This window comes from Streptomyces lincolnensis (assembly GCF_001685355.1).
Classification (GTDB): Bacteria; Actinomycetota; Actinomycetes; order Streptomycetales; family Streptomycetaceae; genus Streptomyces; species Streptomyces lincolnensis.
In genome coordinates, this window is sequence record NZ_CP016438.1 from 470,270 (window position 1) to 483,071 (window position 12,802).

Sequence of the window (12,802 nt, forward strand, 5' to 3'; positions counted from 1 at the left end):
GATCGGTGCGTCAACGTCGTCCGTGCTCCGGCCCGGGAAAGCGCAGCAGCGCGCAGCCCACCACGCCTTCGCGGTCCACGGTCGTCACGACTCCCGCCCGCCCCGCCGACTCCGGGTCGCTCTCCGCGGCGCTGAGCAGGGCCGTGATCTGGAACGCGGCGGACACGGCGCCGGTGTCGCCGAGCAGTTCGGTGCACAGCAGGCCGCGTGGAGTGCGCCCGCCCAGCGCCTCGTCCAGGGCATGGCGTTCGGCGGTGCCGAGGGTGCCCGGCAGGTCCGCGGGCGCCACCGCCCAGACACTGTCGGCGTCGAGTCCCGCCCGCGCGAGGGCCCGGCGTACGCAGTCGGCGAGTACGGCGGTGACCTCCGACTCGGCGTGCGGCAGGCCGACTTCGACGGCGGCCAGCTCGGCGAGCGCAGCGCCGCCACGAGGAGCGCCGGACTCCAGCAGCAGTACGGCGCTGCCCTCGCCGGTCAGCGGAGCCCGTCCCTGTTCGGTGTGTGCGTGCCAGTCCAGCCAGGCACGCTCGGCGGAGAACTCCTCCACCGCGCCGCAGACCACGCTGCGGGCGTGGCCGGAGCGCTGCAGCCGCTGGGCGTGGTTGAGCGCGAGCAGCGCGGACGCCCGGCCGCCGGCGATCGTCACGTTGGGGCCGCGCAGCCCGTGCCGGATCGCCGACTGTCCGGCGGCGCAGTTCATCACGGTGTTGGGGAAGCGTGCCGGGTCGACGTGGTAGGGCTTGTCCTCGGTCAGCGCGTCGCGGGTGAAGCTCATGATGCTGCGCACGCTGCCGTTGGAGGTGCCGAGCACCAGTGCGGTGCTCTCGTCGACTCCGGGGATGCGCGTGCCCGTACCGTCGTCGAGGAGCCGGCCGACCGCGGCGACGGCCAGTCCTGTCGCCCGGTCCATGGAACGGGTGCCTTTGCGGCCCAGCAGTTCGCGCGGATCGCCGCCCGGCACGAGGCAGGCCTCCGTTGCCGGAGCCGACCACTGATCGGGGTCCAGCGCGGTGACGACCGGCTTCCGGTCCCGTAGGCCCGCGCTGAAGCTCTCCCGGCCGATTCCGAAGGCGGAGACCGCCGACCAGGTGGAGATGAAGGGGCCCGTGACCGGGGACGCCTCAGCTGTGCGGTCTCCGCTCGTTCGCGTCATCCCTGTCATCGGTGTCCTCCCGCGGGCCCCGCCGGGCCGCCCGTGTCGTACCGGCCCAGCATCAGCACGGCGTTGTTGCCTCCGAAGGCCAGCGCGTTGTTCTGTACGACCCGCAGATCGGCGTCGACGGCCTCGTTCGGTACGCAGTCGATGTCGCACTCGGGATCGGTCTCGACGTGATTGATCGTCGGCGGGATGAATCCCTCCCGGATGGCGAGTGTGCAGGCGATCGCGGCGATGGCGCTCGCCGCACCCATCGTGTGGCCGATCATCGACTTGATCGAGACGGTGCGCGGGGTCTTGTCGCCGAAGACCTGCCGGATGGCCCGTGCCTCGCTGACGTCGTTGGCCTTGGTGCCGGTGCCGTGCGCGGAGATGAGGTCGACGTCGTCCGCGGCGATGCCGGCGTTGTCGTGGGCCAGCCGCACGCACCGGGCGAAGCTGTCCTCGTTCGGCGCCACGGGGTGGTCGGCGTCGCAGTTGAGGCCGTAGCCGAGTACCTCCGCGTGGATGGTCGCGCCCCGCGCCAGGGCGGACTCCAGGCTCTCCAGCAGCAGTATCCCGGCCCCTTCGCCGGTGAGGATGCCCTTGCGGTGACGGTCGAACGGCTGGCACCGCTCGGGTGCGATGGTGCCCAGCCGGTAGAACCCGGCGAAGGTCTTCAGGCACACGGCGTCCGCTCCCCCGCACAGCGCGAACTCGACCTCGCCGGTACGGACCGCGTCGTACCCGTAGCCGATGGCGTAGTTGCCCGCCGCGCACGCGGTCGGCAGGGTCACCGCCTCGACGTTGACCAGCCCGAGTTCGCGGGCGGCGGCCACGGACAGCCGGCCGGCCGGGACGCGCCGGGCGACCACCGGGTCCATCCGCTCGGGGCCATGGGCCACTTCCTGCTGGACGAGCCGGTCGAGGTCGCGCGACTCGCCGTCCGTGGTGCCGACCGTGACCAGGGAGCGGGCCTGCCTCAGGTCGTGGGCCGGAAGCCCGGCGTCCTCGACCGCCATCCGCGCGGCGGCGGCGGCGAAGTGGCTGGCCCGGCCGTACTCGCGCAGCGGAAGGTTGTGCACGTACGAGGCGGCGTCGAAGTCGTCGATCTCGCAGCCCTGGGCGTGTTCGAAGCCGGTGACGTCGAAGGACGTGACCGGCTTGGCGCCGCTGCGGCCCGCGCGCAGTCCCCCGAGGAACTCCGCGACACCGGTTCCGATGCTGGTCACCGCGCCGAGGCCGGTGATGACGACGCGTCGCGGTGATGACATGTCAGACAGCGTCATCGCGGCCTACTGCCGGCGGGCGGCGGCTTCCGCCACCACCTCGCACACGCCTTGCAGGTTCACCATGTTGACGAGTTGCTCCTGGGCGATGGTGATCTTGAAGGTCTTCTCCAGCGACGCGAGGATCTCTATCGCGAGCAGCGAGTCCGCGTCGTGGTCCTCCTTGAAACGGCTCGTGAGGGTCATGTCCTCGGGTTCTATCTCGAGGATGTCGGTCACGATGTCCTTGACCTTGCTCTCGAGGTCGGTGTCGATGCTCGGACTCGTCATGGCCGCTTCCTTCTTCCTCTTGGTGACTGGTTCTTCGTGACTCTTGGTGGCTCGTGGGCCCGGCGTCAGGCCAGCCGGACGACCGCCCGTGCTCCCGACATCACCTCGCGCCCGCCGGACGAGGCGGACAGGCGGACCACGACCTGGTTGTCGTCCAGCTTCTTCTCGATCCGGCCGCGGACATCGAGGCGCGCTCCCTCGTCGTCGTCGGGGACGACGACGGGGTGGGAGAAGCGGCGTACCGAGTACTCCACCAGCGCCCCGGGGTCGCCGACCCAGTCGGTGACGACACGCACCGCCTCGGCGATGGTGAAGGTGCCGTGGGCGATGACGTCGGGCAGGCCGACGGCCTTGGCGACGCGCTCGTTCCAGTGCGTCATCGTGTAGTCCGAGCAGGCGCCGCAGAAGCGCAGCAGATCCACCCGTTTGACCGTGAACTCGCGGCTCGGTATCTCGGTGCCGACGCCGACCTCGTCGTAGCGCACTCGCGCGGCCATCGTCGTCATCCCTCCCCGGGTGCGGCGGTGCCGCGCGAAAGGATCGTGTTGACGACGGTGCACACGTGCTCGCCGTCCACGGTGTCGATCGTGTGGGTCATGGTCCACTGCTCGTGTTCGCCCAGCACCCGCATGTCGTCGACCGTGGTGGTCTGCACGAGCCGGTCGCCCGGCTGGATGGGGCGCCGATGGGTGGTGCGCTGTGCGCGGTGCACGCAAACAGGTTCCTTCTTCTTGCCGAACTCCGGGTCGTACAGCGGCCAGCCGCCGAAGCGGAAGAAGAGCATCACGGCGAAGGACGGCGGTGCGATCACGTCCGGATAGCCAAGTTCCTTGGCCGCCTCGGGATCCAGGTAGGCCGGGTGGGTGTCGCCCGTCGCCAGGGCGTAGTCACGGATCTTCTCGCGGCTCACCTCGTAGATTTCCGTGGGCTTGTGGGTGCGCCCGACGAAGTCGTGGTTGAGTGCCATGACCGCCCCCAATTCGGTGTCTGGCGTGGTGCGTTCGGCCGATGGACCGATCGCTTCAGTCGCGGACCACGGTCTTGGTCCGCATGAGGAACTCCGCGAGATAGCCGTCGTGCGGGGTTCCCGGGCGCATCCAGTACGTCGGACGGTCGCCCACATGGACGTTGCTGATGGTGGGTTCGTCGACCAATTGCCCGATCAGCTGTTCGTCCTCGGTGATCGCGGTGAGTACGAGGCTGTTCTTCAGCGGCTCGATCCCGTCGGCCCTCGACCAGGGGGCCACCCAGACGCAGGGGAAGCCCAGTTCGATCCCGGCCTGCCGGGCGTCGCCGCGGGGCAGTTGGAACACGGCGGGGCGCAGTACGGCGCTGCCGTCGCCGAGTTCGTCCACGATGCCGTCCCCGCCGAGCCGGGCGGTGGTGCCCTCGGCGCTGCGCAGCAGACACCGCTCGACGGCGCGCGCCTCCTTCACGGGCTGTACGGGCAGGACGGCCTTCGGGTCCTGCGGCGGCAGGCTGGGGATGGCCGACAGCCTGTCGGCGATGGCCTCCGCCACCGGAGCGGGGTCGCCCTCGACGAAGACCGCTGTGGCGTTGACGCACGCCGTCCCGCCCTCGTCGCCGATCGAGTCGACGATGACGTCCAGATGCGAGCGCCAGTCGTCGCCGGTGATCAGGATCTTCGACCGGCCCGGCCCCTGCGGGAGCACGGTCGGGTGACCGCCGTACTTCTTCATGACCTCGTCGCCGCCGTAGACCATCGCCAGGTCCGCGCCCTTGATGACGCCGTCGGCCACCGCGTGGTCGGTGGGCAGCAGTACGACGTGGTCGTCGGGGAATCCCGCCTCGCGCAGGGCGCTGACCAGGCGGTGCGGGGTGAACGGCTCGCGTCGGGACGGACGTACGGCCACGCGGTAGCCCAGGGCCAGGGCCTCCAGCCACAGTGCGTGCACGCCGGGGTGGTTGCCGGCGGCGTGCACGGCGAAGACGTTGCCGCGCCGGGTCCACACCGCCCGGCCCTGTCGCGTCGACGGGTCGTTCCAGTGGTCGACGGCGCCTAGCGGGCGTGCCTGGGACGTGGTGTCCCGGGCCTGGGCGGCGGCGTCCGCCACGATCTCGGCCGCCGCGGTGACCACCGCGACGGGCAGTCCGGAACAGCGGCTGACGAGGGCCCGGTACTCCTGCGGGGTCAGTCCGCCGACGGTCGCGGTCGCGAAGATCCTTCCGGCCCGCTCCAGGGCGGCGGCCCGCTCGTCGGCGGGCAGCGTGCCGGCCCTGTGCAGCGCGGCCATGCTGCGCTGGACGTACAGGGACGGCACCAGACTGAGTTCCGCGACAGGTGTGCCGCCGACGTCGGGCACGGTCAGGCGGTTGCGGGCGCGGAACGCCCCGCCAGGCCCGAGGGCGTCGAGTTGCACCAGCCCCTGCACCCCCTCCATCAATAGACCCCTTCGATGACGGCCGCGTCGTCGAAGCTGGCGACCGGGGCCACCTGGGCGACGGAGTCCCCCAACTGACCCTCCGGCGGGCGCATCCGCACGGCGGTGTCGCGTTCGAGGTTGTTCGGCAGCAGCATCCCCTTGCTGATGTGGTTCATCACGACCTGGCCGCGCTCGCCGTACGGGACGTTCTCCCCGGTCGCGGGATCGATGACCGAGAAGGAGATGTAGGGCGAGAGGGGATCGAAGACGCAGGCGTCCTCACCGGTGGTGTCGACGCGCTCCAGGGAACCGCCCAGGATCATCGTGCTGCCGTAGGCGCCCTGCAGTTGGACACCGGGGAAGACCTCGGTGCGGAACAGGTGCCGGGTGTCGGCGTCCATGTGCGCCCCGCCCCACTGGATGAGCGAGACCTTCCTGTTGATCAGTTCGACCAGCCGCTCGTCCTGGGCCAGGCGCTCCAGCAGCGGCGGAGTCGTGATCATCACCCCGACGTCCTGGGTCTCCAGCAGGTGGCGGGCCTGGTTGACGAGGTGCTCGGCATAGCGTCCGGCGTCCTCCGCGCGTCCCTCGCCGATGCACTTCTTCACCCACCGGGGGTCCATGTCGATGGTGAAGAGGATGCCGCCGCTGCGGCGTGCGCCCTCGCGCAGCGCGGCTCCGAAGATGTGCGGGCCGTCCGGCATCAGGGCGAGCCAGTTGACGTTCCGCGGACAGCCCCGCTCGTCCAGCTTGCGCTGACTGAACGTCAGCCAGCGTTCCATCCAGTCGTTCATGCACACGACGCGCTTGGGCGCCCCCGTGGTGCCGCCGCTCTCGTAGACGCCGTAGAGGTCGTCGAAGGAGCCGTAGCCGCGGGGGATCAGATCCTCCGCGCGGACCTCGCGCAGTTCGTTGACGACATTGGGAAACAGCTTCAGGTCGTCGAAGGTGTGCACGTCCGCGCGCGGATCGAAGTCGAGCTTCTTGGCCCGCTCCAGCCAGAACGGGGATCCGGTCTCCGGGCTGAAGTGCCACTGCATCGCCGCTTCGAGCAGTTCCCGGGCTCCCGGAGTCTCGTCCATCGGGCAGTCGAGCACCCGGTCCACGTGACTGTGGTTCGACATCTGCGTCCTTTCACTGCTCGGTCCCACCGGCCGTTCCCACCGGAGATCGTTGCGATCGCCATGGTGGCACGCAATATATGCACAGTCAAGAGATGTGCACACCTTGATGGTTGAGTTACCCTCGGACGGCAGAAGGGGGGCCAGGATGACGGAGATCCAGGAGCCGCCCGCCGCCGCGACGGATGCGCGGGGACGGGTCGCGGAGCTACGGGCGCTGCGCGAAAGGGCATTGCGAGGCCCGGACGAGCGGGCGACCCGGACGCAGCACGCCCGGGGAAAGCTGACGGCACGGGAGCGGATCGAACTCCTGCTGGACAATGGCTCCTTCTGTGAGACGGAGCCCCTGCGCCGGCACCGGGCCACAGGGTTCGGGCTGGAGGAGAAGAGGCCCCACACGGACGGTGTGATCACGGGGTGGGGAACGGTGTACGGGCGGACCGTGTTCGTCTACGCCCACGACTTCCGGATCTTCGGCGGCGCGCTGGGCGAGGCCCACGCCTCGAAGATCCACAAAATCATGGACATGGCCATCTCGGCGGGTGCGCCCTTGGTCGGCCTCAACGACGGCGCGGGGGCCCGCATCCAGGAGGGCGTCACAGCGCTCGCCGGGTACGGCGGCATCTTCCGGCGCCACACCCTGGCCTCCGGAGTGATTCCGCAGATCTCGGTGATCCTCGGCCCCTGCGCGGGCGGCGCCGCCTACTCCCCGGCACTCACCGACTTCGTCTTCATGGTGCGGGAGACCGCGCAGATGTTCATCACCGGCCCTGACGTGGTCCGGGCCGTCACCGGGGCGAAGGTGTCCCACAACGGGCTCGGCGGTGCGGATGTGCACGCGACGACGTCCGGCGTCTGCCACTTCGCCTACGACGACGAGGCCGCCTGCCTGGAGGACGTGCGCTACCTGCTCACCCTGCTGCCGGCCAACAACCGCGAGATCCCCGAGGCGTTACCCACCACCGACCCGGCCGAACGCCGCTCGGACCTCCTGCTGGACCTGGTGCCGGCGGACGGCAACCGGCCCTACGACATGCGCCAGGTCATCGAGGAACTCGTGGACGACGGCGACCACTTGGAGATCCACGAGCACTGGGCCACCAACATCATCTGCACGCTGGCCCGCCTGGACGGCCACGTCGTGGGCATCGTCGCCAACCAGCCCCAGCGGCTGGCCGGCGCCCTGGACATCGAGGCCAGCGAGAAGGCGGCCCGTTTCGTCCAGCTGTGCGACGCGTTCAACATCCCCCTCGTCACACTGCTCGACGTCCCCGGCTTCCTGCCCGGCGTCGACCAGGAACACGGCGGCATCATCCGGCACGGAGCGAAGCTGCTGTACGCCTACTGCAACGCCACCGTCCCCCGGGTCTCCGTCGTGCTCCGCAAGGCCTACGGCGGTGCCTACATCGTCATGGACTCCCAGTCCATCGGTGCCGACGTCACCTACGCCTGGCCCACGAACGAGATCGCCGTCATGGGGGCCGAGGGCGCGGCCGACATCATCTTCCGCAAGCGCATCGCCGAGGCCGACGACCCCGAGGTGATGCGCGCCCGCCTCATCAAGGAGTACAGGTCCGAACTGATGCACCCGTACTACGCGGCCGAACGCGGCCTCGTCGACGAGGTCATCGACCCGGCCGACACCCGCCCCGTCCTCGTCCGCACCCTGGCGATGCTCCGCACCAAGCACGCCGACCTGCCCTCCCGCAAACACGGCAACCCACCGCAGTAAGCGGTGGCAGCGGTTCCCGCGCACACACCACCCGCCTCACGCCCCCGAGTTGTCGTGACGGCCGAAGGCCGCGGGGTCGTCAGCGGTACACCCTCTTCACCTGCTCGGTCGCGGGACACCCAGCATCCGTACGAGCTGGGCGAGTTCCTCCTGGAAGAGCTTCTCCGGGCTGGTGGTCCGGGTGTGTGGACCCGGTGCGATCTGGGATTCCGGGCCCAACTGCCCTTGTGTGCCTCTATGTTCGCTGCGGCACGTCCTCGACATACCGCGCCTTCAGGAGGTCTCCCGCATGCGTACCGCGTTCCGTACCGCCGTGACGTCCGGGGCGGTGGCCGTCACCACCGTCCTCGTCTGCTCCACCGCCCAGGCGACGCCGCCGGGGCCGGGTGTCACCGGCAGAGTGATCAGCCAGACCACCGTCGGCGGCACGGACTACATCCTGCGGGAGGTCTCCATCCCGCCCGGCCAGGCCACCGGCTGGCACTACCACGACGGTCCCCTCTACGCCTACGTGCAGCAGGGCACCCTCAGCCACTTCGACTCCACGTGCGCCTCCGACGGCGTCTACCCCAAGGGCAGTGCCGTCGAGGAACCGGCCGGGCCTGCCAACGTCCACATCGGCCGCAACCTGGGCGGGACCACCGTCGTCCTCGACGTGCTCTACGTGCTGCCGCACGGCGCGCCCCTCTCGCGGGACGCACCCAACCCGGGCTGCTCGTTCGAGTGACCCGGGAGCGGGTGCTCAGAACGACGGCGGTTCCAGTGACTGCTCCGCCCAGATCGTCTTGCCCCGGGGTGTCTGCCGGCTCCCCCAGCGCTGGGTGAGCTGGGCGACCAGGAGCAGGCCGCGGCCTCCCTCGTCGAAGGCGTGGGCGCGGCGCAGGTGCGGTGAGGTGGAACTGCCGTCGGAGACCTCGCAGATGAGGGTGCGGTCGCGGATCAGCCGCAGCCGGATGGGCGGGGCGCCGTAGCGGATCGCGTTGGTGACCAGTTCACTGACGACCAGTTCGGTGACGAAGGCGGCCTCGTCCAGGCCCCACGCGGTGAGCTGCTCGGTGGCCGCCTGCCGGGTCGCGGCCACGTGGACGGGGTCGGGTGGGACCTCCCAGGTGGCCACGCGGTCGGTGCCCAGCGCCCGGGTGCGGGCCAGCAGCAGGGCCACGTCGTCACCGGGCTCCTCCGGCAGGACAGCCTTGAGGACGGTGTCGCACAGGGCGTCGAGGGTGTCGGTGCGCGCCGTCAGGGCGCGGCAGAGTTCCTCGGTGGCGTGGTCGACGTCGCGGTCGCGGTCCTCGACGAGCCCGTCCGTGTAGAGGGCGACGACGGAGCCCTCGGGCAGCTCCATCTCGGTCGCCTCGAAGGGCAGGCCGCCGACACCGAGCGGCGGTCCCGCGGACAGGGGGACGAGCCGTGAGGTGCCGTCGGGCAGCACCAGGGCGGGCGGCGGATGGCCGGCGGAGGCCAGGGTGAGGCGGCGGGAGACCGGGTCGTAGACGGCGTAGAGGCAGGTGGCGCCCAGCTCCGCGACCTCGTCGTCGCGGTCGTCGGAGGCGAGGTGGGTGACCAGGTCGTCGAGGTGGGTGAGGAGCTCGTCGGGCGGCAGGTCCACGTCGGCGAGGGTGCGTACGGCCGTGCACAGCCGGCCCATGGTCGCCGACGAGGGGATGCCGTGTCCGACGACGTCGCCGACGACCAGGGCTACCCGGCTGCCGGAGAGCGGGATCACGTCGAACCAGTCGCCGCCGATCCCGGCCAGCGAACCAGAGGGCAGATAGCGGTGGGCGACCTCCACCACGGCCTGCCCGGGCAGGCCCCGGGGCAGCAGGCTGTTCTGGAGGGCGAGGGCGGTGGTGCGTTCGCGGGCGAAGCGGCGGGCGTTGTCGATGCAGACGGCGGCACGGCTGGCGAGTTCCTCGGCGAGGACGGCGTCGTCCGCGTCGTAGTCGTCCGGGTGGGCGATGCGGACGGCCACCATGACGCCCAGCGTGGTGCCGCGGGCCCGCAGCGGGACCGTGAGGAGGGAGTGCACGCCGGCGCGGTGGCGGCGGCCGGCGGGGGCCTGGGCGTTGCGGGAGGCGACCCAGCGCATGAAGTCCGGCTCGCCCGCCCGCCTGCTCACCGCCCTTCCCTGCCGGAGGGCCTGGGCGGGTGGTGAGTAGGCGGGGTAGACGTCCGCCTCGCCCAGGTGCACGGCCGCCTCCGGGGTGCCCTCGGTGCCGGAGCCGTGGGCGACGCGGCGCAGCACGATGTCGCCGTCGAGCACGGTCGGGGGTTGTTCGTCCGCCCCTAGGACCCATTCGAGCAGGTCGACGCTGACGAAGTCGGCGTACTGGGGGACGAGGAGTTCCACCAGTTCCTCGGCGGTGCGGGTCACGTCGAGGGTGGTGCCGATGCGGGCCGCCGCGGTGTTCAGCAGGGCCAGTCGTTGCCGGGCCCAGTACTGGTCGCTGCTGTCGAGGGCCGCGAGGGCGACACCGGTCACCCGGCCGGACTCGTCGCGGACGGGCCACATCTCGGTGCTCCAGGCGTGCTCCCGGTTGAGGGCGGGCGCTCCCGTGAAGCTCTCGTAGTGGACCGGGCGCCCGGTCTCGGCCACTTGGCGGAGCTTGTTGTGGAAGCCCCGGCTGTGCTCGGCGTCCTCCACGGTCTCCGGGAAGTCGCGGCCGAGCAGTGCCTCCTCGGAGACGCCCATGACCCGGCAGGCCGTGTCGTTCAGGCGCAGATAGCGCTGGCGGGTGTCGAAGACCGACATCGACACCGAGGCCTGCTGGAAGGCCCGTCCGGCCAGGGTGGTCTCGGGGCCGCCCGCCGGGTCGGCGGTGATCACATAGCCGCTCGGCGCGCCGTCCGCGCCGAGCACGGGACACGCCCGCAGGGTGAGTGTGACGGGCGAACCGTCCCGGCGCCGCAGCATGACCGCGCCGGTCAGCGCCGTCACGGCCTGCTCCGACGGGTCCGCGGCGAGCAGCTCCCGGGCCGCGCGTCCCACGACTTCCTCAGCCGGGTATCCCGTCAGCTGCCGGGCGCCCTCGCTCCACCCCGTCAGGATGCCGTGGGCATCCATGGTCGCCGCAGCGGAGACGTGCTCCATATCATCCAGGATGGTCCCTTTGTCGGACCGCATCAAGCGAAACGCGGCAACCGGGGCTCCGCTGTCACTTCCGGCGAGCGCGCAGCGCTTCGAGTGCCCGGTCCGCGTGGGTGTTCATCCGCAACTCGCTGCGCACGACTTCCAGCACTGTCCGGTTCTCGGCTATGACGAAGGTGGCGCGTTTGGTCGGTGCCAGGGAGAAGCCCCGCTTCACTCCGAACCGCTCCTGGATGGTGCCGTCGGCGTCGGACAGCAGGGGCATGCCGAGGGTGTGGCGTCCGGAGAACTCCTGCTGGCGTTCGACGGGGTCGCCGCTGACGCCGACGGGCCGGGCGCCGACGGCGGCGAACTCGGCGGCCAGATCGCGGAAGTGGCAGGCCTCGGCGGTGCAGCCCGGGGTCAGGGCGGCCGGGTAGAAGAACAGGACGACGGGTCCGTCGGCGAGCAGGTCGGACAGGCTGCGGGAGGTGCCGCTCTCGTCCGGCAGCGTGAAGTCCTCGACCGTGTCGCCGACCGCGATGCGGGCGCTCATGACCGGCCCTCCGCGTTCGCGGCGACACCACGTGCCCACAGGACGAGCGGCACCTGGAGCGGCAGGCGCCCGAGGGCGGCGGCCTTCTGCGGGGCGGGCCGGTTCCGCCAGTCGACGGCCATCTTCACGTTGGCGGGGAACACGCCGACGAAGAAGGCGGCCGTGGCCAGCGCGGCGGTGCGTCGGGTGCGCGGCAGCGCCACTCCCGCGGCCAGCGCCAGTTCGGCGGCGCCGCTCGCGTAGGTCCAGGTCCGGGGCGTGCCCGGCAGGCCGCGCGGCACGATCGCGTCGAACTGGCGTGGGGCGGCGAAGTGGGCGATCCCCGCGGTGGCCAACAGGCCTGCCAGCAATAGGGGTGAGCGTTCGGACCGGGACACGGTTCCTCCTCTGATGACCTGCCGCGCGATATTACTGGAGGGTATGAATCCGGCGTCGGGCAGGGCCGTCGTCCCGGCTCAGGAGCGACGGTTGTGGGTGCCGGGCGTGTAGCCGAACGCGCGGTGGAACACGTCGATGAACGCGCTGGCGGAGGACCAGCCGCAGCGGTGGGCGACGGTGGTGACGGGGGTGTCGTCGGCCAGCATGCGCAGGGCGTGATAGAGGCGCGACTGGGTGCGCCACTGCGGGAAGGTCATGCCGAACTCGCGGCGGAAGAGCCGGCTCAGGGTGCGTTCGCCGACACCGGTCGCCGCGCCGAGGGCGGCGAGGGTGCGGGTGTCCGCCGGGTCGGCGTGGACGATCCGGCAGACGGCGGCCAGCCGCGGGTCGTTCGGAGCGGGCAGGCGCAAGGGCTGTTGCGGCGAGGCGCGCAGTTGGTCGCGCAGGACGCCGAGCAGGCGTCGGCGTTCGGGGCCGTCGTCGTCGGGGTCGCGGGTGTAGGCGAGGATCAGCTCGCGCAGGAGGGGGCCGACGGCGAGGACGGTGGGGGTGTCCAGGCCGAGGGGGTTGTCGTCGGCGGGCAGTCCGACCAGGTGCAGATCGAGCCGCCCGTGGGCGCGGTGGGCGTGCACAGTGCCGGCCGGGACCCAGATGGCCCGGGTGCCGGGCGCGAACCAGGTGCCGGCGTCGGTGGTGACGGCCAGGACCCCGGATCCCGCGTAGACGATCTGGTGGTCGTCGTGGCGGTGGGCGTCGATGCGGTCCCCGGCCGCCAGGTGCTGGGCGCGGGTCGGCGCCTCGGGGGTGTGGCGGGCGGCCGGGGCGCGGCTGTGGCGGATGTTCGGCACAAGGCGGCAGATTATCGGAAGC

Annotated in this window: 13 protein-coding genes; 2 read left to right on the forward strand and 11 right to left on the reverse strand. The window is 71.3% G+C overall.

Annotated features, from left to right (window positions below):
• Nucleotides 1-10 precede the first annotated feature (10 nt).
• The 7 genes from SLINC_RS02135 to SLINC_RS02165 all read right to left on the reverse strand — a co-directional run bounded on the left by SLINC_RS02135 (nucleotide 11) and on the right by SLINC_RS02165 (nucleotide 6,202).
• A complete protein-coding gene (locus SLINC_RS02135; RefSeq protein WP_067426006.1) occupies nucleotides 11-1,153 on the reverse strand; it encodes a beta-ketoacyl synthase N-terminal-like domain-containing protein in 1,143 nt (380 codons plus the stop codon).
• A 5-nt stretch (nucleotides 1,154-1,158) separates the two neighbouring features.
• On the reverse strand, nucleotides 1,159-2,409 hold the full coding sequence (locus SLINC_RS02140; RefSeq protein ID WP_225988214.1) for a beta-ketoacyl-[acyl-carrier-protein] synthase family protein: 1,251 nt from the start codon (nucleotides 2,407-2,409) through the stop codon (nucleotides 1,159-1,161).
• Nucleotides 2,410-2,430: 21 nt separating this feature from the next.
• Nucleotides 2,431-2,694, reverse strand: a complete 264-nt coding sequence (locus SLINC_RS02145) for an acyl carrier protein (protein WP_067426010.1) — start codon at nucleotides 2,692-2,694, stop codon at nucleotides 2,431-2,433.
• A gap of 65 nt (nucleotides 2,695-2,759) precedes the next feature.
• Complete coding sequence (locus SLINC_RS02150) at nucleotides 2,760-3,191, reverse strand: MaoC/PaaZ C-terminal domain-containing protein (RefSeq protein ID WP_211292748.1); 432 nt, start codon at nucleotides 3,189-3,191, stop codon at nucleotides 2,760-2,762.
• A 5-nt stretch (nucleotides 3,192-3,196) separates the two neighbouring features.
• Nucleotides 3,197-3,661 (reverse strand): FAS1-like dehydratase domain-containing protein, encoded by a 465-nt coding sequence (locus tag SLINC_RS02155; RefSeq protein WP_067426014.1) that lies wholly within the window; start codon nucleotides 3,659-3,661, stop codon nucleotides 3,197-3,199.
• A gap of 55 nt (nucleotides 3,662-3,716) precedes the next feature.
• Nucleotides 3,717-5,096 (reverse strand): aldehyde dehydrogenase family protein, encoded by a 1,380-nt coding sequence (locus tag SLINC_RS02160; RefSeq protein ID WP_067426016.1) that lies wholly within the window; start codon nucleotides 5,094-5,096, stop codon nucleotides 3,717-3,719.
• Nucleotides 5,096-6,202: an acyl-CoA synthetase family protein gene (locus SLINC_RS02165; RefSeq protein ID WP_067426018.1), complete on the reverse strand. Its 1,107-nt coding sequence runs from the start codon at nucleotides 6,200-6,202 to the stop codon at nucleotides 5,096-5,098. The genes SLINC_RS02160 and SLINC_RS02165 overlap by 1 nt, the downstream gene beginning before the upstream one ends.
• Before the next feature lie 145 nt (nucleotides 6,203-6,347).
• Here SLINC_RS02165 and SLINC_RS02170 point away from each other — a divergent pair, with 145 nt between their 5' ends.
• Nucleotides 6,348-7,931 carry an acyl-CoA carboxylase subunit beta gene (locus SLINC_RS02170; RefSeq protein WP_067426020.1) on the forward strand — a complete coding sequence of 528 codons (1,584 nt, stop codon included), beginning with the start codon at nucleotides 6,348-6,350 and terminating at the stop codon, nucleotides 7,929-7,931.
• Nucleotides 7,932-8,220: 289 nt separating this feature from the next.
• Complete coding sequence (locus SLINC_RS02175) at nucleotides 8,221-8,658, forward strand: cupin domain-containing protein (RefSeq protein ID WP_067426022.1); 438 nt, start codon at nucleotides 8,221-8,223, stop codon at nucleotides 8,656-8,658.
• A 15-nt stretch (nucleotides 8,659-8,673) separates the two neighbouring features.
• Here the strand turns inward: SLINC_RS02175 and SLINC_RS02180 are convergent, their stop codons facing one another.
• From SLINC_RS02180 to SLINC_RS02195, 4 genes are all read right to left on the reverse strand, one after another.
• The gene (locus tag SLINC_RS02180; RefSeq protein WP_067426024.1) at nucleotides 8,674-11,022 is read right to left on the reverse strand and encodes a SpoIIE family protein phosphatase; all 2,349 of its coding nucleotides are present in this window, start codon (nucleotides 11,020-11,022) and stop codon (nucleotides 8,674-8,676) included.
• A 64-nt stretch (nucleotides 11,023-11,086) separates the two neighbouring features.
• Nucleotides 11,087-11,554 (reverse strand): peroxiredoxin, encoded by a 468-nt coding sequence (locus SLINC_RS02185; protein WP_067426026.1) that lies wholly within the window; start codon nucleotides 11,552-11,554, stop codon nucleotides 11,087-11,089.
• Nucleotides 11,551-11,931, reverse strand: a complete 381-nt coding sequence (locus tag SLINC_RS02190) for a MauE/DoxX family redox-associated membrane protein (protein WP_067426028.1) — start codon at nucleotides 11,929-11,931, stop codon at nucleotides 11,551-11,553. The genes SLINC_RS02185 and SLINC_RS02190 overlap by 4 nt, the downstream gene beginning before the upstream one ends.
• 78 nt (nucleotides 11,932-12,009) lie before the next feature.
• Nucleotides 12,010-12,780, reverse strand: coding sequence for an AraC family transcriptional regulator (locus SLINC_RS02195; RefSeq protein ID WP_397794403.1), 771 nt, complete (start codon nucleotides 12,778-12,780; stop codon nucleotides 12,010-12,012).
• Nucleotides 12,781-12,802: the final 22 nt, after the last annotated feature.

Bases quoted from the DNA above. Each gene is read 5' to 3' on its own strand.
- SLINC_RS02135 (WP_067426006.1), bottom strand. From the start codon at position 1,153: ATGACGCGAACGAGCGGAGACCGCACAGCTGAGGCGTCCCCGGTCACG.
- SLINC_RS02140 (WP_225988214.1), bottom strand. From the start codon at position 2,409: ATGTCATCACCGCGACGCGTCGTCATCACCGGCCTCGGCGCGGTGACC.
- SLINC_RS02145 (WP_067426010.1), bottom strand. From the start codon at position 2,694: ATGACGAGTCCGAGCATCGACACCGACCTCGAGAGCAAGGTCAAGGAC.
- SLINC_RS02150 (WP_211292748.1), bottom strand. From the start codon at position 3,191: ATGGCCGCGCGAGTGCGCTACGACGAGGTCGGCGTCGGCACCGAGATA.
- SLINC_RS02155 (WP_067426014.1), bottom strand. From the start codon at position 3,661: ATGGCACTCAACCACGACTTCGTCGGGCGCACCCACAAGCCCACGGAA.
- SLINC_RS02160 (WP_067426016.1), bottom strand. From the start codon at position 5,096: ATGGAGGGGGTGCAGGGGCTGGTGCAACTCGACGCCCTCGGGCCTGGC.
- SLINC_RS02165 (WP_067426018.1), bottom strand. From the start codon at position 6,202: ATGTCGAACCACAGTCACGTGGACCGGGTGCTCGACTGCCCGATGGAC.
- SLINC_RS02170 (WP_067426020.1), top strand. From the start codon at position 6,348: ATGACGGAGATCCAGGAGCCGCCCGCCGCCGCGACGGATGCGCGGGGA.
- SLINC_RS02175 (WP_067426022.1), top strand. From the start codon at position 8,221: ATGCGTACCGCGTTCCGTACCGCCGTGACGTCCGGGGCGGTGGCCGTC.
- SLINC_RS02180 (WP_067426024.1), bottom strand. From the start codon at position 11,022: ATGGAGCACGTCTCCGCTGCGGCGACCATGGATGCCCACGGCATCCTG.
- SLINC_RS02185 (WP_067426026.1), bottom strand. From the start codon at position 11,554: ATGAGCGCCCGCATCGCGGTCGGCGACACGGTCGAGGACTTCACGCTG.